A 19,504-nucleotide genomic window follows, 5' to 3' on the forward strand; every position below is an offset into this window, starting at 1 on the left:
CAGCATCACCGTATTTTGATCCGTAAAGATGCGTGACAGGTCTTGTCAGTCCGGGATTAAACCAGTGAGCAAGTCTTCGGGTATCAACGAGTGATGTATGCAAATGAGGTATGTGTGCCGGAAACTTATATGTTGAGGATAAATTGATGACAAAAAATCACGGTAGCCAGATTAAAGACGACGAACAGTACGAAGCGCTTAGGGATAAAGGCTTCAGCAAAGAAAAGGCTGCAAGAATTTCTAATGCACAGGCCAATGACAGCCTGCATCCGTCTGAGAAAGGTGGCACAAGCAAAAAATATGAAGACCGGACGAAGAAAGACCTGTACGGGCAGGCTAAAAAAATTGGAATCAGTGGCCGCTCCCGGATGAGTAAAGCAGAACTTATAGACGCTCTGCGCAAACATTAGTCCAGAAGCACTTGCTCTCCTGTCTCAGCGGACTCAAATATGGCGTTGATGATCTTCACATCACGCAATGCATCCCCGGCCGTAACCAATGCGGGGCCGGTGCCCAGAATTGCCCTGGCATCATTGTCCATTTGCAGTGTTTGTTGCATGGCACTTATCGGAGGTAAGGTTTCACCATTACTGGCCGTACCCGTAACGCCTGAGTAACTTTGCATAGGTTTGAGCTGATACCAGCCCTCCTTGCAGTTTGCTTTGAAATAATTGAAGCCCCGCACAACACTGGCACCACAGTCAGCTTGGGTACCATCGGCAAATTCCATGGTGAAAATGGTGGTTTCGTCCACTTCTTTGAATATGTCAGGATGAGACTTTTCGTGATACCCGCTCACCGCTACAGGTTCTTTGCCGCTGATGAATCGGGTGCCATTAATGGCATACACCCCCATATCGTATAGCGCACCACCACCCATAGCTTTCTGCATTCGCCAGTTGCTTGCTTCACGGCCGGAACCTGCGTAGCCCGCATAACTTTCAAAACCGGTGAAAGCACCAAAGGGCTGTCGTAAATGATACTCCGCAAAATGACGGGTATTCGGTTCATGCTGCATGCGATACCCGATAGAAAGCATCACTTTGTTGCGGCTGCAGGCATCAATCACAGCCTGACATTCGGCCTCATCCATAGCAAAAGGCTTTTCACACCACACATGCTTGCCAGTGTTGGCAGCCATAACGGAGAAATCTTTATGCGTACCCGTGGGGGTGACCACATAAATCACGTCGATGTCATCGTTATTGGCAATGTCATTCATTGTCCCGTAGGTATACGTATTCTTATCAGGGATACCATACTTTGACTGCCACTCTGGTATCTTCTCCGGACTGCCGGTAATAATACCCCGTAGTTCACAGTGGCGGGTGGCCTGCAGCGCCGGGGCAAGCAGACGGGTGCTGTAGTTACCCAATCCCAGCAGGGCAACACCCACTTTGTCTTTCGAAGGGCGGGGTAAAGCAAGCGCAGAGGAAACCGGCACTGCTGATGCGATGAGCAAACCGGAACTGGCGAGCTTGACGAACTGGCGACGGTGGAGTGTAGACATGATTGCCCTGTTGTTTGATTTTTGCCCGTTTTTAGCCTAGCTATTATTAAGTGCTTTTTCAATGTCCTGAAACTGACATATAAAAATGGTTAATTTTATAAATCAAGAAATTAGACCACTCTGCCGATAAAGATCACGTAAATTTATATTTACTGCTAATCACGGGATTAAAGACACGTGCGGCAGTCATAAACTCATTAACGACTGGAAATAAATTTTATGTTTAATCGTCACCTCGTCAAAGAAAACGAAGCGCTTCGGGAAGAACTGAACATGCTTAAACAGGTTCGTGAAAGTCTTCGTGATGAGATGATTTTCGTGAGATTGGATCACGCGGGTCGCATTGAAAAAGTGAACCGCCTGTTCGAGGAAGAGTTAGGCTACCGCGGGTCAGAAGTGGAAGGTAAACATTTTCTCGATTTTGTTCCGTCTATTGCGAAAGGTACAGATTATTACAAAAAACTGCATCAGGCGATGGAAAGTAATCATCATTACAGCGGGGCCATTGAGTATACCCGAAAAAATGGTGAGGAAGCCTGGCTTCGCGGCGTGATGCAGCCCATTTTAGATAATAACGGCAGAGTGCATCACTTCTCCGTTAACCTGAACGATCTCACCAGAACGATTACCATGTCAAAAGAGCATGAAGACTTAGTCGAGGCATTACATAAATCCACGGCGGTAATCGAATTTGACTTAACCGGTCACATCTTAGAGGCGAATGCCGCTTTCCTCGGGGCGGTGAAATACAGCCTTAAAGACATTAAAGGTAAGCATCACCGTATGTTTTGTACTGATGAAGAAGCGAATTCAGAAGGTTACAAACAGTTTTGGGCTAAGCTGGCCCGCGGTGAGTTCGTGGCCGGACGTTTTCATCGTGTAGATGCTCATGGCAATACATTGTGGCTGGAAGCAACGTATAACCCCATTCACGATACCCACGGCCGTTTGTATAAAGTGGTGAAGTTTGCCACAGAAATAACCGCTCAGGTTCAGCAGGAACAAGCGGTAGCGAATGCCGCTGATATCGCCTATCACACCTCTAATAATACCGATGCAGTTGCCCGCAAAGGTAAAGACGTAATCAATAAAGTGCTGGAAGAAATGTCCACGCTGTCAGAGCAAATGGACAAGGCGAAAGAGGGGATTCACGCACTGGACTCTCAGTCCCAGCAAATCGCGACTATTATCAGCAGTATCAGTGCTATTGCGGATCAAACTAATCTGCTGGCACTGAACGCTGCTATTGAGGCGGCCCGTGCGGGTGATCAGGGACGTGGCTTCGCCGTTGTTGCTGATGAAGTGCGTCAGTTGGCTTCCCGTACGTCTGAAGCCACGGAAGAAATTGTGAACGTAGTGAAACACAACCAGACACTGGCTGCAGATGCCGTAGAACTGGTGAATAAAGGTGATGAACGTGCACAAACAGGACTGGCTTTCGCAGAAGAGGCCGGTGCGGTCATTGATGAAATCCAGGAAGGTGCCCGTGCCGTTGTGGATGCCGTCGGTCAGTTTGCCAATCACCTGACAAAATAATCTCAAATCTGTTTGTTTTACTAAGAGCGCAGCCCGCACTTTAGCCGGCTGCGTTTTTTTGTCCCTGCATAACCGGCAGCGTTGTAAATCCGCTGCCTCATTCTCCTGTCTTGTCCCGTTTTATACCGACCTGTTCCGGACGTCCGGTGCGCCCTTCAGCCAGCTTTCATGTCTGAGTGGCCACTTCCCCGCGCAATCAACAGTTGCAATATAAGAAAATATTTATATAATAAAATTCTTATGTTTGTTTGGGTGATCCTGTGAAAAAGCTGTCAGCACGTTTTCTTAATTTTTCTGTCAATCATGCTCTGTGGGTTTATGCGCTTGTCGGGCTGATCACATTAGCGGCTGCTGCCATGATCCCGTACCTTCAGGTCGATACCGATCCTGAAAACATGCTGCCTGCCAGTCATCCTCAAAGAGCTTTTCACAATCAGGTAAAGCAAGATTTCGCGATGCATGATGCCATCGTGGTGGGCGTAGTACCGCAAAATGAAGAGAGTATTTACACCCCGAAAACACTGGCAGAAATTAAACAGGTTACCGGTGCAATACTGGCTATTGACGGGGTCATCGATGCAGATCTTATGTCCTTATCCACCGTGGATAACATCACTCAGGCCGGCCCCGGGACAATCCGGTTTGAATGGTTGATGGATAAGGCACCTGAAGATACCGCCGGTGCTGAGCGAATTAAAGAACAAATCGAAAGGTTGCCGTTACTTTACGACACGCTGGTGGCTGAAACTGGAATGGCTGCGGCGATTTACGTCCCCATCGCAGATAAAAATGAAAGTTACCGTATCGCGACGGCTATCCGTACTGAAATTGATAAAACGGGGTCGGAGCAGTCATGGTATATCACCGGCTTACCTGTTGCTGAGGACCAGTTCGGTGTCGAAATGTTTGTGCAGATGGGGATTTCTGCGCCGCTGGCCGGCGCCACAATCTTCTTCCTGCTTTTCCTTTTCTTCCGCAACTTGCCACTAATCATTGCGCCAATGATTGTTGCTATGGTCACGGTCATTGTGACCATGGGCGTGATGATTGGTATGGGATTTACTGTTCATATCATGTCGTCAATGATTGCTATTTTTCTCATGCCCATTGCTGTGGTGGATTCAGTTCATATTTTGTCGGAGTTTTCTGACCGTTATAAGCCCGGCGAGGATGCAGGCGATGTCGTTAGCCGGGTGGTGTCCCATTTGTTTACGCCGATGCTATATACCTCTGTGACCTCATCTGCCGGATTCTTCTCGCTGATGTTAACGCCAATTCCGCCGGTACAGATTTTTGGCGCGTTTGTGGGCAGCGGTATTCTGCTGGCGTTTCTGCTGACACTTATTTTTATACCGGCTTACGTGTCGCGGATGAGTGAATCATCGTTAGCCGGGCTTCAGCAGGCTCTCCACGGTGATGGTCAGTCTCAGTCCGGAGTCGCCCGGTTCGCTGCAAATATCGGCAGGGCGGCTATGGCATGGCGTCGTGGTTGGATTTTCTTATTTGGTGTCTTGTTCGTTTTTTCTGTTTGGGGCATGACAAACATTCAGATTAACGATAATCCGGTACGCTGGTTTAAAGAAGATCATGAAATTCGTGTGGCAGATCGCGTACTGAACGAACAGTTTGCCGGTACCTACAATGCTTACCTGGTTTTGACAGATAACCGTCCGGTACCGGACGCCGAATCCCTGCTGAGTACTCCTGTACCGGTGTCATTGAGCACCTGGCGCGAAGACACGCTGAAAAAGCTCGCTTCTTCTGATAGCGCCGCTGCTCTTGAAGCGCTGGTCTTTGCTATTGATGATGCGTTGTTTGCCGCAGAAGACGATGAGGCCATTGAATGGCTTGAGGGGGCAATGAGTAAAACTGAACTGGCTCTGTCTGCCAGCAAGACGTTTCAGTCTCCTGACTTATTAAATCAAATCAGTGAACTGCAAGGGTACCTGAGTCAAACCGGTTTGACCGGTAAATCAAATTCACTCGCTGATGTGGTGAAAGTGGTTAACCGTGAACTGAGAAGCGGTGAAGACACAGACTACACTCTGCCTGAATCTGAACAGGCTGTGGCGCAAACATTGTTGCAATATCAGTCGTCACACCGGCCCGGTGATCTCTGGCATTTTGTGACCCCTGATTTCAGACAATCCCTGCTCTGGTTGCAACTCACCAGTGGTGATAACCAGGCAATGACTGCAGTAAAAGAGAAAGTTGCAGCCTGGTTTGCAGACAACCCGTTACCTGAGGGTATTGAATACCACTGGGCAGGCAAAGCTTATCTGAATGTGGTCTGGCAGGACAATATGGTAAAAGGCATGACAGAAAGTCTGACCGGTGCGTTTGTCATGGTGTTCATTATGATGGTGATGTTGTTCCGCTCTCTGGTATTTGGCATGCTTGCCATGCTGCCGCTTACCATCACCATTTCATTGATTTACGGCATGATTGGTTTTATTGGTAAAGACTATGATATGCCAATCGCCGTTTTATCAGCGCTGACACTTGGCTTGTCTGTTGATTTCGCTATTCACTTTCTGGAACGTGCCCGCGCAATTTATAAAGAAACCGGGAACGTTGATATCACTTTGCAGGCAATGTTTGGCGAACCCGCCAGCGCGATCACTCGCAACGCGCTGGTAATTGCACTTGGATTTACACCGCTTCTGTTTGCACCACTCGTGCCCTACATCACAGTAGGTATTTTCCTGGCGGCTATTATGGCAATTTCAGCACTGGTCACTTTACTGGTGCTGCCTTCCGCCATGAGCCTGCTGCGTCGTTTTGTGTTCCCCTGATAACGGAGAGATTTTATGTTTATTGCTCAACAGTATTTTAAAAAAGTCAGGGTGTTATCGTTCGCTCTTATGTTCACCTTGCCGGCTGCTTTTGCCACCGCTGAGTCTGTGGATGTCACCGCCTTAATAACGGCATCGGAAAAAGCAGCCTATTATGCGGGAGATGACGGACGGTCAGACGCCAGAATGATGATTGTGGACGGGCAGGGACGGAAGCAAATGCGTCAGTTCACTATTTTACGAAAAGATGTTGCCGACAATGGCGATCAGAAAATGATGGTGTTTTTCAGTCGCCCGGCAGATGTGAAAGACACGGTTTTTCGTGTTGAGAAACATGCCAGCCTGCAGCAGGAAGATGACCGGTGGTTATATCTGCCGGCACTGGATCTGGTCAAGCGGATTTCCGCCGGAGACAAGCGAACCTCTTTCACTGGTTCCCATTTCTTCTATGAAGATGTATCCGGACGGGCAGTCAGTGAAGATCACTTCACGCTGCAAAGCGAAACCACTGAGCGTTATATCTTAAAGGCAAGTCCGAAAACACCTGATTCTGTGGAATTCAGCTATTACGTCGTTGAAATTGATAAACAAACTACGTTACCGGTGTTGATTAATTTTTATCGTGAAAACGATGAAAATTATCGCCGCGTTGAAGCTGTGTCTGTGGAGACAATACAGGGAAAGCCCACCGTTACCCGCTCTAAGGTAACGGATCTGGCATCAGGCGGTTATACCCTGATGGAATTCAGAAATGTGAGTTATGACCTGGGACTGGATGATAATATTTTCAGTGAACGGAGTCTTCGTACACCACCTGTTCAGTGGCTGAAATAGTATGAACCGGCAAGCTACCGTAGCAGTGGCACTGTGCCTGATGTCCGGGTTGACCACAACGGGTTACGCCCGGCAGTTCGCGGAAGAGCAAGGAGGTCAGGATGATCTGTGGGAAGACATGGGGGATTGGGATGAAACAGTATCGCCATTCAACTGGTCCGGCTTTCTCGATGTTGCCGGCGGTACCCGGTTGCAGAGCGATCCTTACCATCCGGACAGTACAACGCTGGCCGATGTGAGAATTCAGTTGCAGGGAGCGCACACGTTTTCTGAATCAAAAATCAGTTTTCGCGGCGATGCGTTGTACAACGGTGCGGAAGATAGGTGGCAGTCTCAAATCAGGGAATTGTACTGGCAGGGTAACTTAGGATTCTTAGGAGAAGCCGGCAAATCTGTCGACGTAAAAGCTGGTCAGCAGATCCTTACCTGGGGAACCGGCGACTATTTGTTTCTCAATGATTTATTCCCGAAAGATTACCAGTCCTTCTTCGCCGGGCGGGACGATGACTATTTGAAGTATCCCTCGCTGTCCATGAAAGTGAGTGGTTACTTCAATGTTTTGAATGTGGATGTGGTGATAACGCCTGAGTTTGAACCTGACAATGGCATCGACGGTGATATTTTTTCTTACTTTAATCCGCAGACCGGTGGAAACACATCAGACAGACTGTCGGTCAGTAATGAAAATACACCTGATAAACCGGAATATGCACTGCGCCTTTACCGGACCCTCGCCGGTACTGAACTTGCGGTATACGGATACAAAGGTTTCAGTAAATTGCCGCAATCTGCTGATGTGAATGGCCTGCCCCGTTACAGCGAACTGTCAGTGACCGGGTTCAGTGCAGTACGTGCCGTCGGACCTGGGCTGGGTAAACTGGAATACGCTTTTCACGATGGTGAAGATACATCGGGTAATGATCCCCGTTTGCCCAATGATCAAAGCCGCTTTCTGGTGGGGTATGAGCAGGAGCTGATAGCAAATCTGACCGGGGGTGTTCAGTGGTATACAGAGCTGACTCATGATTATGAAGCACTGATGACCAATTCGATGTGGCCACAATATGAACCGTCACAAAGGCGTCATGTGTTAACTACCCAATTGCGCTATCAGGCCTGGCGGCAAACCTTATCGTTGCAGGCTTTCAACTTCTATTCACCCACTGACGGGGATGGCTATCTGCGTCTGAAAGCAACCTGGTCACCGGTGGATACCTGGCAACTGAGCGGCGGGCTGAACCTGTTTTATGGTGACGAACTACACACGTTTTACAGTCAGTTCAAAGATGCCTCTAACGTCTATGTCTCATTTCGCTACTATTTCGGAGAATAATTATGTCAGCAGAACGTGCTCTTACAGCTTTCGCAGGCTTTATGGTGTTGTTAAGTGTTGCACTCACGTACTTCGTCAGCAGTTACTTTGTGTGGTTTACGGTTTTTATCGGTGCAAACCTGTTTCAGCAGAGCTTTACCGGCTTTTGCCCTGCAACCATTGTGTTAAGAAAATTCTTTGGTTTCAAAACGGAGAAAGAGCTGGCGTTTGCTGCCGGTCATAGTAAGTAGCCGGCCCCGGTTTCCCGCACCTTTAAAGCACCATGCCTTTGCATGGTGTTTTTTGAGTTATCCGCCCTCCTGTCTCTGTTAATCCCCTGTCTGACGAAAATTATCCATCGTGATATTGATTAGCATGCTAACTACATGCTTAAATGATTAGCATGCTAACTAATTGGATGTGCAGTGCAGATGGAAAACAATATCGGATGGTTACTGAGTCGTGCGGCGTTTGCCTGGCGGCACGCCGTAGACCACTACATGGCGGATCTTGGCCTGACTCAGTCCCGCTGGATCGCCATGCTACATCTCGACCGCACCGGTGAAGGATGCAGCCAGAAGGAACTGGCCGGTGATATAGGCATTGAACAGCCTTCGTTGCTACGCACGCTGAATTTGTTAGAAGAGGCCGGGCTCATACTCAGAAAGCCTTGTCCCGATGACGCCAGACGAAAAACCCTCTGGTTTACCGAAAAGGGCAGAGAACTCATGCAGGCCGTTGAGGCCAGAGCATTTGAGGGTCGCCAGCAGATGCTGCGCGGGCTGTCCGATGAAGAACGGTCAGTCTTTTACGGGCTGCTGAGTAAAGTCATCGATAACGCAAACCGTATTTCTACTCCGGAGAATTCATGACCGCAGATGCACAATTTAACCGATGGATGCGCGGCGCATTAGTGCTGTTCATTGCCATTTGTGCTTACATTTTTATTGCCGATTTCAATATTCCCATGACACCTCATTCCATGGTGCAGCGTCCTGTTGTGACTGTGGCACCCAGAGTGTCGGGTGAAGTGATCAGCGTTGCTGTGCGAAACAATCAGCCGGTCCGTAAAGGGGACGTGCTGTTTAAAATTGACGGTACTGACTACGAACTGGCGGTGGAAAAAGCCCGCCTGGCACTGCGGGAAGCGCAGCAGACTAACGACAATTTGCACGCACAGCTGGCCGAAGCGCAGGCAAGTATTATCGAATCACAAGTTACCCTTGCTGAAGACAAACGTGAACATAAGCGTTTAGCCTCGTTAGCTGCTAAAAATCTGGTCAGTACCCAACTGGTCGATCAAAAAATGGCTGAAGTTGAAGCCGCCGGGGCAAGACTGCAGGCTGCACAGGAGCGTAAAAAAGCGTTACAGGTTGAGCTTGGTGATGAAGGGGAAGATAACCTGCGCCTTCGTATTGCTACAAATACGCTTAAACAGGCTGAACTGGATCTGGCGCGAACAACTGTCGTAGCACCTGAAGACGGTGTCATTTCGAATCTGCAACTTTCGCCTGGCATCCAGGCTCAGGCAAATCAATCTTTGCTCTCGCTGGTGGTTACTGGTGAAGAACGTGTCGTTGCCGATTTTCGCGAAAAGAGCCTGAGTAAAATTGGCAATAGCGCAGATGCTCTGGTGGTATTTGATGCCCTTCCCGGGGAAGTGTTTCACGCTTCAGTTGTCAGTAAAGATTTGGGTGTGGCTACAGGACAACTTTTGCCGGACGGGAAGCTGGCCGAACCGGACGTATCCGACCGTTGGGTACGTGATGCCCAGCGTGTCCGTGTGTATGTTGCATTAACCGGCCAGGCTCTGCCCGCCGATATGGTGAGCGGCGCACGGGCGACGGTGTTGCTGCAACGTCATGAGGACGGCATCTTTAACTGGATAGGCGCAACGCAGATGAAAGTTGTCAGTCTGTTGCACTATATCTATTAAGATGGGTATCAGTAAGTTGTCCGGTCTTATACTGAAAAAGCAGCGTGACCATCGCTTTATTAATTCGGCCGGGGATTATTCCCCGCAGGATCAGCGTCGGGTGTTGCGCATAGCCCTTGGCAGCTGTGCCGGGTTTCTCATCAGTAAATACATGAACTGGCCGTACGGCGTATTTTTCGCTGTCTATCCCATGTTATTGCTGGGCATGTTGCCTAAGTTCGACCGCCTGATTGCCTGGCAGTTTATGGTAGGTGTGGCGGTGAATGTGGTGGAAATCTATCTGCTGAATGTGTTTTTCAAACATCATCCGGCTTTAATGATAATGGGTGTGTTTGCAGTATTTTTTGTTCATTTCAGGTTGATGGCTAAAGGTTCGCACTTCCTGCTATGGGCCTCCGGAATTGTCACTCTCTCAGTGTTGCTCCATTTTTCAAGCTATCCGGATGCATCACTAACCGATATGACAATGGCGGCATTCCTCGCCACGCTGATATCCGTTATTTCTGCAGCGGTGCTCTACTGGCTGATACCGGAGACTGATCCCATCGCACCGCCACCACAGCATAACGTGACGTTTGCACAGATTAATCACCGCACGCTGATGGGGGCGATTCTGGCGACGCTGTCATTCGTTGTCTTTCAAATTTTCGATTTGAAAGATTCCTTGTCTGCGCAGGTAGCAACCGTACTCGTGCTGTTTCCCATGACCTTCCGCGGCTCGCTGGAAAACTCCATGAAGCGGGCGAAAGGCGTTGCCCTTGGGTGTGCGCTGGGTATTACCGTACAATTATTTATGTACGATCTGATCCGCTATCTTCCCCTGGTCGTGATTGCGATGTTTATCACCGTTATGCTCACGGCACGGTTGCATCTGATTGAACGCACCGGTTCAGGTATGGGCTTTGGTGCCTTAACCACCATTGGCATTTTGTTCGGGCAGTATCTTCAGCCCAATTCAGACATGCTGTACAGCAGTATGTACCGCTTTTCCTCTGTCGTTATCGCACTGTCACTTCTTATGAGCCTGGCGTGGCTGCTGGATGGTTTTTTAAATCGATTCGCGATTACGCGAAATGTATGATGCAGTGATAATTTATTGAAGGAAAACAGTAATCTTGGAAGTAGCAAGCTTTACAGATTTATTTACCGGAGGCGGGGCAGTATCCGCTGCTGTGGCGCTGGGACTGATTATTCTTGCAGGCCTTACGTCAATGATAACTGCCTCATTCGGTGTCGGTGGCGGTGTTATGTTGCTGGCGACCATGGCAACGGTTGTGCCAGTCGCCGCGTTGATCCCTGTGCACGGACTTGTTCAGTTAGGTTCTAACGGGAGCCGTTCGTGGCTGACCCGTTCACACATCGACTGGGCCATGGTGAAGTGGTTCAGCGGTGGTGCGCTGGCCGGGGCTGTTGCTGCGTCTTTCATTGTGGTGCAACTGCCGCTAATCACCATTCAGTTTACTGTAGCGGGTTTTATCTTATTTTTAGTGTGGGGACCCAAACCGGCGAAAAGGGAGCTGAGCAAAACCGGCCGTTGCATTGCCGGTGCGCTGACGACGGTTGCGACTATGTTTGTGGGCGCGACAGGGCCGCTGGTCGCCGGGTTTGTGCACTGGAATACCGATAATAAGATGACCCTCACCAGTACGTTCGCTACCTGCATGACATTTCAGCATCTGCTTAAAGCCTTTGTTTTCAGCTTTGCCGGATTTGCTTTTTTTCAGTGGTTGCCACTGGTAGTTGCTATGGTAGTCAGCGGCTTTACCGGCACCTGGCTGGGGTTGAAAGTGCTGAAAAAAGTGTCTGATGCGCGCTTTGCACTGCTGTTTAAAGTTATCGTTACCATACTGGCTCTGCGCCTTATCTGGCAGGCAGTGATGTCGCTCTAACGCCTGCTGAGCGTCAGGCCGTATCGCCGGAGTTTTCTGTAAAGTGTTCTGGTGCTTATGCCAAGTACGTCTGCCAGCGCTTCCGGCGTACCGTCGAAGGCTGAGATGATTTTAGACAGGTACGCTTCCTCTGCTTCTTCCAGTGTTTTTAATCTGAGCGGGCCGGACTCCTGTTCGCTTTCCGGTACTGTCAGATGTGAAGGCAAGTCCGCCGGAGTGATGTGTTCATCTACCGATAACAGAGCGGCTTGTTCGGTGACGTTGCGCAATTCTCTGATATTGCCGGGAAATGCATAACGGCTGAGTACGGACAGGGCATCTTTGTTAAAGGTCATCTTCGTGTGCCCGGCTTGCGCCAGGAATTGCCCGCATAGCGCAGGAATGTCTTCCCTGCGCTGGCGTAGAGAAGGCAGGGCGATGGGAAAGCCGGCAATCCGGTAATAGAGATCTTGTCTGAATTCGCCTTTCTCAACCAGCTGTTTAAGGTTTTTGTGTGTAGCGCAGACCAGCCTGAAATCAGAGTGCTTCAGCTTCAGGCTGCCGACAGGACGGTAAGTTCCTGACTCCAGCAATCGCAGCAGCTTGACCTGCATACTCATGGGCACATCGCCAATTTCGTCAAAAAACACCGTGCCGCCACTGGCCACGTCAATGAGTCCTTTTTTCGACGATGATGCGCCGGTAAATGCCCCTTTCTCGTGGCCGAACAGCTCTGATTCAAATAATGACTCAGTCAGTCCGGTGCATTCAATGACTACAAACGGTTTGTCCTTCCGCGGGCTGCTTTCGTGAATAGCGTGAGCGACAAGTTCTTTTCCGGTGCCTGTTTCTCCCTGCAACAACACGGCAATGTCTGCCGGTGCTGCGCGGCTGATTTGATGCAGCATATTCCTGAAAGACGGTGCACTGCCAATGAGTTTCGCATTACCGGCACGGGGAGAAGCAAAGGTGATCTGCTCCAGCACCTCCAGGTAGCCAAGTACCATGCCATCTTCGTCCTCCACCGGCTTCATTGTGATCTGGCAATGAGAATCGCCTGTGCGGGTTTTGTGATTGTGTACCACTGAGCTTGGTCTTTGTGTACTTTTGCATTCAGCAAGGGGGCAGTCTTCTCCGGCTTGATCACAGGGAACAGCATTGTTGTGAGACACGCTGAAGCAGGTACTTTTACCGGTGATGATGTGCTCTTCATAAGTGTCGCGGTAGAGCTGGTTAACCGCATGCACCACATAATCCGGCGTGATAAAAATCGCCGGCTTATCAATCGCATTGATCATCGACTGAATAATAGAAATGTTCACGTTTATGCCCCCTCAGTGAGTTATGACAATTATGTCACAAGATTTGTCAAAAATGACTTTGTTTTTCCGGTGAGAAAGCTTGCGTTGGATCAAATAGCGGCCTGTTCGAAGGGTGTAAGGTAGCGGCTATGAAATTTGCGATGTATCCGAAGTCGTCCGGTGGCTCAAACATCCCTGTTGTGTTCGTTATTCACGCTTTCTGCGCACAATAATTGCGGTTTTTGATTTATCTCACGCTTCTGTGATTGCCAACGTTACTCTGTGGCACGACTTCTGCTCTGCCAGTGATATTAAATTCGGCTACATCGTCGACATTTCGCCAAATTACTAATTAATCGGGAGATGTTCCTAATGAGCGATACATTACTGGAGTTATCGCGCTGGCAGTTTGCATTGACTGCTATGTTCCACTTTATCTTTGTACCCCTTACCTTAGGTATGACTTTCCTGCTTGCCATCATGGAATCGGTTTACGTGATGACCGGCAAGGAAATCTACAAACAGATGACCAAATTCTGGGGTAAGTTGTTCGGGATAAACTTTGCGATTGGTGTGGCTACCGGCCTCACCATGGAGTTCCAGTTCGGTATGAACTGGTCTTATTATTCACATTACGTGGGTGACATTTTTGGCGCGCCGCTGGCTATTGAAGGCCTGATGGCGTTTTTCCTTGAATCAACTTTCGTCGGACTGTTCTTCTTTGGCTGGGACCGCATGTCAAAAGTGAAGCACCTTATGGCTACCTGGCTGGTGGCTATCGGTTCTAACTTTTCGGCGCTTTGGATCCTTATCGCCAACGGCTGGATGCAAAACCCTGTGGGCGCTGACTTCAATGTTGAATCTATGCGGATGGAAATGACCAGCTTCGCTGACGTTATTTTTAATCCGGTGGCACAAGTGAAGTTTGTACACACTGTTTCTGCAGGCTATACAACAGGCGCAATGTTCGTGCTGGCTATCTCCAGTTATTACTTACTGAAACACAAGCATGTTGCGTTTGCCCGCCGCTCTTTTGCCATCGCTGCAAGCTTTGGTCTGGCGTCTGTGTTGTCAGTGATTATTCTGGGCGATGAAAGTGGATACGAAATCGGTGACGTGCAGAAAGTGAAACTTGCCGCCGTTGAAGCGGAGTACGAAACCCATCCTGCGCCTGCGCCATTCACCATCTTTGGTATTCCCAATGACGAAGAAGAGCGTATGGACTACGCCATTCAAATCCCTTACGCCATGGGCATCATCGCCACCCGAAGCTTTGATGAAGAAGTTACCGGCATTAAAGATTTGAAAGAGCAGCACCGTGTTCGCATTTTGTCCGGTGTGCAGGCATACAAGCACATGGATGCAGTGCGTGACGGTTCAGCTACGCCGGCTGAGCAGGCCCTGTTTGACGCAAATAAAGAAAACCTCGGTTATGCCATGCTGCTGCAACCCTTTACGCAGGATATTACGCGGCCTACACCTGAAGCGCTTGAGCGTGCCGTGGATTACAGTATTCCGCCTGTTGCACCGCTGTTTTATTCCTTCCGCTTAATGGTACTGGCAGGCTTTTTAATGCTGGCTCTGTTCGCGGCAGCGTTCTGGTACAGCACTAAACACCGCATTACTCAGCCCCGCTGGTTACTGAAATCAGCCCTCTACGGTTTACCTCTGCCCTGGATTGCCTGTGAAGCAGGCTGGTTCGTCGCCGAGTTTGGTCGTCAGCCATGGTCTATTGCAGAAGTACTGCCGGTCCACGTGTCTGTTTCCAATCTGAGTGTGGGCGATGTGGTATTCACCATGGTGGGCTACACCTTGTTCTACACCGTGATGTTCATTATCAGCTTCTACCTGATGAAGAAATTCGCCAAAAAAGGACCGGTTCCTCCCGGCGATGAACAGGATGAAGCAAGCGTAATTGGTTTAACTGAAAAAGGAGCAAACGCATGATCGATTATGAAGTGTTGCGGGTGATCTGGTGGGTCCTTGTCGGCGTGTTACTGATTGGCTTTGCCATTACCGACGGCTTTGATTTAGGTGTAGGTTCGCTGCTGACGATTATCGGGCGTACCGACGAAGAGCGCCGGGTGATGATTAATACCATCGGCCCGCACTGGGACGGCAACCAGGTGTGGTTCATTACGGCCGGCGGCGCTATTTTTGCTGCCTGGCCAATGATTTATGCCACTGCGTTCTCCGGCTTTTACATCGCGTTATTTCTTACGCTTGCTGCGTTATGGATGCGCCCCATCGGCTTCGATTACCGTAGTAAACTGCCCGGAGCAAAGTGGCGTCAGCGTTGGGACTGGGCGTTGTTTGCCGGCGGATTTGTTCCGGCACTTATCTTTGGTGTTGCGTTCGGAAACCTGTTACAGGGCGTACCCTATGAATTTGATAACACGTTGAAATCCACCTATACCGGCTCTTTCTTCGGGTTATTGAATCCCTTTGCCATCCTGACCGGTCTGGTATCCGTTGCATTACTGCTTAATCACGGTGCCACCTGGTTGCAAATGAAAACAGACGGTTTTGTTGAAGTGCGTGCCCGTGCCACCTCAGTGATCCTGTCTTTGGTGACTGTGGCGTTATTTATTCTGGCCGGCGTGGTTGTAGCCTTCGGCATAGATGGTTATGTGATGAGCTCTGTAGCAGACACTTATGCCGTCTCAAATCCGTTGCACAAAACCGTTGTCACTGAAACCGGCGCGTGGATGAACAACTATGGTACTTACCCCTGGATGATGATTGCACCGGCACTGGGTATTGCAGGTGGCCTGGCGTGCGCGGCCTTTTCAAAAGCAGGCCGTGCGGGATGGGCATTTGTGTCCAGTTCTGCCATGATAGCCGGCGTTATTTTAACGGCGGGGTTCTCAATGTTCCCGTTCCTGATGCCAAGCAGCACAATGCCGGATGCAAGTCTGACAATGTGGGATGCTACATCCAGTGAAATGACATTACGTGTGATGTTCTTCGTAGCCTGTGTATTTGTACCCATTGTACTGTCTTACACCATCTACGGGTTCTACGTGATGCGTGGAAGAGTTAAACAATCTGATTTAGATAAATCTCACGCGATTTACTAGGAGGCATTATGTGGTATTTCACCTGGATCCTTGGCATTTTACTGGCTTGTTCATTTGGCATTATCAACGCCATGTGGCTGGAGTCTACCGAGAACATGGACCGCCCTGATACTGAAGAATAAGGGATAATTTGAGTCGTTCCCTCTCACTTACCCGCTGGTTTCAGCAATCTGTCGCCACCGGAAACCCTGCTCCCCGCAGGGCTCTGGTGGCGCTTACCGTCCTCCACGTTTTACGTGATGCTGCGCTAATTGCGGCATACTGGGGTTTTGCTGCCATGGTGTCGCAGTGGATCATTGACGGGGTTGCCGCTTCGTCCTCACTGTTATGGTTTACTGCAATTTGCCTTGCCGGCGTGTGGCTGAGTCAGGGGTGCAGCATCTGGTTGAATCATCATGGCAGACTAAAACTGCTCTTTCGCTTACAGCAACAGCTATTGCGCACATTTGGCCGTCAGCAACATGCTTTAGTGCGTCAGCATTCAACCTTTCACTGGCAAACCTTGTGGCAAATGCACATCCCTGCTGTGGTGAACTGGCATTTTGATTACCGTGTTCAGCAACTGGTGGCGGTGGTAGTGCCGCTTTTTGCTCTTGTGGTCATTTTCAGTGTCAGCATAGTTGTGGGCGGGAGTTTGTTGATCACTTTACCCATTGTACCGCTGTTTATGATACTGGTTGGTAAAGGTGCCGCGGCATTGCACCGCAAGCATTTTATTGCTCTTGAGCGGCTGGGGCGGCTGTTTACAGACCGGATATCCGCGTTGCCGCTGTTGGCCATGTTTAACGCCCATGATGCACAGGCCAAACGGATAGATACTGCTGGCAAAAGCTTAAGAGAGCGCACCATGAAAGTGGTGTCGGTGGCGTTTTTGTCTACTACCGTACTGGATTTTTTCTCCACCCTCGCCGTTGCGTTAATTGCTGTGTATATCGGGTTTACATTGCTTGGCGAGTTTAATTTAGGAGAGACAATAAACCTTCAACAAGGTTTGTGGCTCTTATTAACTGCCCCTTTACTGCTATCTGAGATGAAGACGCTGGGGCAGTTTTATCATCAAAAAGCGCAGGCTGAGTCTGCCATGGAGGCGATTCAGGATTTATTACATGATTCCCCGCCGGACGAAGCGCCCGCAAGCCATGGCGAAGTGCCAGCAACAAGGGACGAAGCTGCACCAATTACACTAACCGGAGAGCTCACCCGGTCACCTGCGTTAAGCACAAGTACGCTTACCGTCAACCCGGGTGACTGGATCCGTTTAAATGGTGCATCCGGTGCAGGAAAAACCGTGCTGATGGAGTTACTGAGCGGTCAGCGCCCGGGATTAGCAAAGCCGGTATCTGATTACGTTCTGCTTACGCAAACGCCGGTTATTCTGCCGGGCACGGTAAGAGAGAACCTGTGTCTGGCTATGACCTGTTCTGACACGCAGTTACTTGCGGTACTGGACAGCGTGGAACTGGGGGCCTGGCTTTCTATGTTACCTGCGGGACTGGATACGCCAATGGGTGAGCATCCGCCTTTATCCGGTGGTCAGGCGCAGCGACTGGCCATTGCCCGGTTGTTACTCCGGCAAGCACCGGTGTGGTTTCTGGATGAACCTACCGCCCATTTGCCTCAGTCTCAGCATGAAGCGATTTGTCAGATTATCCATCGTAACTGTCAGCATGCAACTGTCATCTGGGCGTCGCACAAGCCACTGCCATCTGACTGGTTCAACGCGCACTGGCTGATAAAAGATGGTCGTGTCTGCGAAACCGAAAGCGCAGAGCTATCCGGAACAGAAGTTAAAACAACAGGAGCAGGCGAATGAAGCAAATCCCTGTAGTCAGCTTATTGCTTGCTATTGCTCACACCAGTGCCGGACTGCTCATTCTTATATTCTCAAGCTGGTTCATTGCGGCCTGCGCACTGATGCCGGTTAACTTAAATTATATGCTGCCGGCAGTCATCATCCGCGCCCTGGCGCTGGTACGTATTGGTGCCGGCTACGGACACATGTGGCTGGCGCATCACGATTTACTGGGACGTACCACGGTGCTTCGCAGTGAACTGTTCAGCAAGCTGAAAGACCATGTATTACATGAAAAAGCAGGCGATGTGGAAAAGCTTGCTGCCCAAACTGAACTGCTGTCGTCGGTTTGGGTGGGATGGGTTGCCCATCAGGCAAGCGCGGTTGTGCTGGTTATTCTGGCAACGGGTATTGTTACGCAACTGGCGCTGCCCGGCACGTTGGCGATGCGGGTCATGGCGGGCCTCTGGCTTGTACTTACACTGTGGCTTGTAGTGTACGGACTTAATCAGTCAGCGAAACAAACCGCTGAAGAAAAGCGTTTCCGGTTCGGTTCAGAGCATTTCTTTAACAGTAGCAGTTTGTGGCATTTATCTGTTAATCGTCGCAACCCTCATTTTGCCTCTGCTCCCGGGCTGGATAAAGTGTGGCGTCATCAGTTTGCCACGGACGTAGCCGGACAATGGGCATTATGGTTGCTGCATGGCTGTGCTATCCTGGCGCTGGTGGCCTTGTTTGCTTTCAATCAGGATAAGGGATTTGGCGACCCGGCATCACTGATTGTTCCCATGTTGCTACTGAGTATTACCGACTGGCTCGGACGGTCAGTGACGACTGCCGCACACCTTGGGCGCTACCGCCAGGCGAAAAGTGCGTTGGCTCAATCAGGAGCCATAGCCTTGCCGGCCATTCACGACACCCAACCCCGGGGGCAAATTCAACTGGAAAGCTTTCAGGCTGTAAATGTCTTGTCAGGTATCGATGCAACTTTGCCTGTTAAAGGTCTGGTTGTGTTATCCGGGCCCTCCGGCTGCGGTAAGTCATCGTTACTTAAAGCACTGGCCGGTCTGGTACAGGCGAAAGGTGATTTGCGTTTTGATGGTGATATTGTGCCGGCCGGCAGACGCAAGGGTTGGGTGTATGCTGAGCAGTCGCCGGTATTGCTGGAGGCCACATTAAGAATGAATCTGGTGCCGGATGAGTCTGTGCAAAGCGACCGGGCACTGAATAATGCGCTTTCTCAATTCGGTCTGGGGCACTTCTCACAACTGGACGAGTGGCTGGGACAGGGAGGCAGAGTACTCTCCGGTGGCGAGGCAAGACGTGTATCGTTAAGCCGGACTTTGCTTGCTTCGCCAAAGGTCTGGCTGGTTGATGAGCCCTTTGAAGGGCTGGATACCGGCAATCAGCAATATGTCGCCGCCGGGCTGACTGCGGCGGCAGAAAATGCGCTGGTGATTATCGCTACCCATGTCACACCGGAAGATATCCGGTGTTCTGCAGACCAATGGATTGAAATGTAACAGGTTTGCCAGCAAAC

The 19,504-nt window shown here is 50.0% G+C and carries 17 protein-coding genes; 15 read left to right on the forward strand and 2 right to left on the reverse strand.

The window, feature by feature from the left end; all coding sequences use genetic code 11:
- The first annotated feature begins 146 nt into the window (after positions 1 to 146).
- Positions 147 to 410 carry a DUF7218 family protein gene (locus ACXAH4_RS01820; protein ID WP_119502918.1) on the forward strand — a complete coding sequence of 88 codons (264 nt, stop codon included), beginning with the start codon at positions 147 to 149 and terminating at the stop codon, positions 408 to 410.
- On the opposite strand, the gene ACXAH4_RS01825 is transcribed toward ACXAH4_RS01820, so the two are convergent.
- The gene (locus ACXAH4_RS01825; RefSeq protein WP_474841761.1) at positions 407 to 1,510 is read right to left on the reverse strand and encodes a Gfo/Idh/MocA family protein; all 1,104 of its coding nucleotides are present in this window, start codon (positions 1,508 to 1,510) and stop codon (positions 407 to 409) included. The genes ACXAH4_RS01820 and ACXAH4_RS01825 overlap by 4 nt on opposite strands.
- Positions 1,511 to 1,729: 219 nt before the next feature.
- Here ACXAH4_RS01825 and ACXAH4_RS01830 point away from each other — a divergent pair, with 219 nt between their 5' ends.
- From ACXAH4_RS01830 to ACXAH4_RS01870, 9 genes are all read left to right on the forward strand, one after another.
- On the forward strand, positions 1,730 to 3,046 hold the full coding sequence (locus ACXAH4_RS01830) for a methyl-accepting chemotaxis protein (RefSeq protein WP_474880460.1): 1,317 nt from the start codon (positions 1,730 to 1,732) through the stop codon (positions 3,044 to 3,046).
- Positions 3,047 to 3,306: 260 nt separating this feature from the next.
- The gene (locus tag ACXAH4_RS01835; protein ID WP_474880462.1) at positions 3,307 to 5,841 is read left to right on the forward strand and encodes an efflux RND transporter permease subunit; all 2,535 of its coding nucleotides are present in this window, start codon (positions 3,307 to 3,309) and stop codon (positions 5,839 to 5,841) included.
- Positions 5,842 to 5,856: 15 nt separating this feature from the next.
- Entirely contained in the window at positions 5,857 to 6,675 is an 819-nt protein-coding gene (locus ACXAH4_RS01840; RefSeq protein WP_474880464.1) for an outer membrane lipoprotein-sorting protein, read from the forward strand.
- 1 nt (position 6,676) lies between these two features.
- Positions 6,677 to 8,008, forward strand: a complete 1,332-nt coding sequence (locus tag ACXAH4_RS01845; RefSeq protein ID WP_474880465.1) for a hypothetical protein — start codon at positions 6,677 to 6,679, stop codon at positions 8,006 to 8,008.
- A gap of 2 nt (positions 8,009 to 8,010) precedes the next feature.
- Complete coding sequence (locus tag ACXAH4_RS01850; RefSeq protein ID WP_474880467.1) at positions 8,011 to 8,238, forward strand: YgaP family membrane protein; 228 nt, start codon at positions 8,011 to 8,013, stop codon at positions 8,236 to 8,238.
- Between the two features lie 180 nt (positions 8,239 to 8,418).
- Positions 8,419 to 8,859, forward strand: a complete 441-nt coding sequence (locus tag ACXAH4_RS01855) for a MarR family transcriptional regulator (RefSeq protein WP_474880469.1) — start codon at positions 8,419 to 8,421, stop codon at positions 8,857 to 8,859.
- Complete coding sequence (locus tag ACXAH4_RS01860) at positions 8,856 to 9,923, forward strand: HlyD family secretion protein (RefSeq protein WP_474880471.1); 1,068 nt, start codon at positions 8,856 to 8,858, stop codon at positions 9,921 to 9,923. The genes ACXAH4_RS01855 and ACXAH4_RS01860 overlap by 4 nt, the downstream gene beginning before the upstream one ends.
- A 100-nt stretch (positions 9,924 to 10,023) precedes the next feature.
- Complete coding sequence (locus tag ACXAH4_RS01865) at positions 10,024 to 11,004, forward strand: DUF2955 domain-containing protein (RefSeq protein WP_474880473.1); 981 nt, start codon at positions 10,024 to 10,026, stop codon at positions 11,002 to 11,004.
- Positions 11,005 to 11,038: 34 nt separating this feature from the next.
- Positions 11,039 to 11,812, forward strand: coding sequence for a TSUP family transporter (locus tag ACXAH4_RS01870; RefSeq protein ID WP_474880475.1), 774 nt, complete (start codon positions 11,039 to 11,041; stop codon positions 11,810 to 11,812).
- Here ACXAH4_RS01870 and ACXAH4_RS01875 read toward each other — a convergent pair.
- Positions 11,809 to 13,089 carry a sigma-54 interaction domain-containing protein gene (locus tag ACXAH4_RS01875; protein WP_474880649.1) on the reverse strand — a complete coding sequence of 427 codons (1,281 nt, stop codon included), beginning with the start codon at positions 13,087 to 13,089 and terminating at the stop codon, positions 11,809 to 11,811. The genes ACXAH4_RS01870 and ACXAH4_RS01875 overlap by 4 nt on opposite strands.
- A 375-nt stretch (positions 13,090 to 13,464) precedes the next feature.
- Here ACXAH4_RS01875 and ACXAH4_RS01880 point away from each other — a divergent pair, with 375 nt between their 5' ends.
- From ACXAH4_RS01880 to ACXAH4_RS01900, 5 genes are read left to right on the forward strand one after another with little or no spacing between them, the layout of a single operon-like run.
- Positions 13,465 to 15,039: a cytochrome ubiquinol oxidase subunit I gene (locus ACXAH4_RS01880; RefSeq protein WP_349590170.1), complete on the forward strand. Its 1,575-nt coding sequence runs from the start codon at positions 13,465 to 13,467 to the stop codon at positions 15,037 to 15,039.
- The gene (cydB, locus tag ACXAH4_RS01885) at positions 15,036 to 16,172 is read left to right on the forward strand and encodes a cytochrome d ubiquinol oxidase subunit II (protein ID WP_349590168.1); all 1,137 of its coding nucleotides are present in this window, start codon (positions 15,036 to 15,038) and stop codon (positions 16,170 to 16,172) included. The genes ACXAH4_RS01880 and cydB overlap by 4 nt, the downstream gene beginning before the upstream one ends.
- An 8-nt stretch (positions 16,173 to 16,180) precedes the next feature.
- Positions 16,181 to 16,294, forward strand: a complete 114-nt coding sequence (gene cydX / locus ACXAH4_RS01890; RefSeq protein WP_119502908.1) for a cytochrome bd-I oxidase subunit CydX — start codon at positions 16,181 to 16,183, stop codon at positions 16,292 to 16,294.
- 8 nt (positions 16,295 to 16,302) lie between these two features.
- Positions 16,303 to 17,985 carry an ABC transporter ATP-binding protein/permease gene (locus tag ACXAH4_RS01895; RefSeq protein ID WP_474880476.1) on the forward strand — a complete coding sequence of 561 codons (1,683 nt, stop codon included), beginning with the start codon at positions 16,303 to 16,305 and terminating at the stop codon, positions 17,983 to 17,985.
- Complete coding sequence (locus ACXAH4_RS01900) at positions 17,982 to 19,487, forward strand: ATP-binding cassette domain-containing protein (RefSeq protein ID WP_474880477.1); 1,506 nt, start codon at positions 17,982 to 17,984, stop codon at positions 19,485 to 19,487. The genes ACXAH4_RS01895 and ACXAH4_RS01900 overlap by 4 nt, the downstream gene beginning before the upstream one ends.
- The last annotated feature ends 17 nt before the right edge of the window (positions 19,488 to 19,504 follow it).

Source organism: Alteromonas sp. ABV2_168 (assembly GCF_056161165.1).

Coding starts and splice junctions, on each gene's coding strand:
- ACXAH4_RS01830 (WP_474880460.1), top strand. CDS start 1,730: ATGTTTAATCGTCACCTCGTCAAAGAAAACGAAGCGCTTCGGGAAGAA.
- ACXAH4_RS01825 (WP_474841761.1), bottom strand. CDS start 1,510: ATGTCTACACTCCACCGTCGCCAGTTCGTCAAGCTCGCCAGTTCCGGT.
- cydB (WP_349590168.1), top strand. CDS start 15,036: ATGATCGATTATGAAGTGTTGCGGGTGATCTGGTGGGTCCTTGTCGGC.
- ACXAH4_RS01840 (WP_474880464.1), top strand. CDS start 5,857: ATGTTTATTGCTCAACAGTATTTTAAAAAAGTCAGGGTGTTATCGTTC.
- ACXAH4_RS01820 (WP_119502918.1), top strand. CDS start 147: ATGACAAAAAATCACGGTAGCCAGATTAAAGACGACGAACAGTACGAA.
- ACXAH4_RS01850 (WP_474880467.1), top strand. CDS start 8,011: ATGTCAGCAGAACGTGCTCTTACAGCTTTCGCAGGCTTTATGGTGTTG.
- ACXAH4_RS01845 (WP_474880465.1), top strand. CDS start 6,677: ATGAACCGGCAAGCTACCGTAGCAGTGGCACTGTGCCTGATGTCCGGG.
- cydX (WP_119502908.1), top strand. CDS start 16,181: ATGTGGTATTTCACCTGGATCCTTGGCATTTTACTGGCTTGTTCATTT.
- ACXAH4_RS01855 (WP_474880469.1), top strand. CDS start 8,419: ATGGAAAACAATATCGGATGGTTACTGAGTCGTGCGGCGTTTGCCTGG.
- ACXAH4_RS01900 (WP_474880477.1), top strand. CDS start 17,982: ATGAAGCAAATCCCTGTAGTCAGCTTATTGCTTGCTATTGCTCACACC.
- ACXAH4_RS01880 (WP_349590170.1), top strand. CDS start 13,465: ATGAGCGATACATTACTGGAGTTATCGCGCTGGCAGTTTGCATTGACT.
- ACXAH4_RS01875 (WP_474880649.1), bottom strand. CDS start 13,089: ATGATCAATGCGATTGATAAGCCGGCGATTTTTATCACGCCGGATTAT.
- ACXAH4_RS01860 (WP_474880471.1), top strand. CDS start 8,856: ATGACCGCAGATGCACAATTTAACCGATGGATGCGCGGCGCATTAGTG.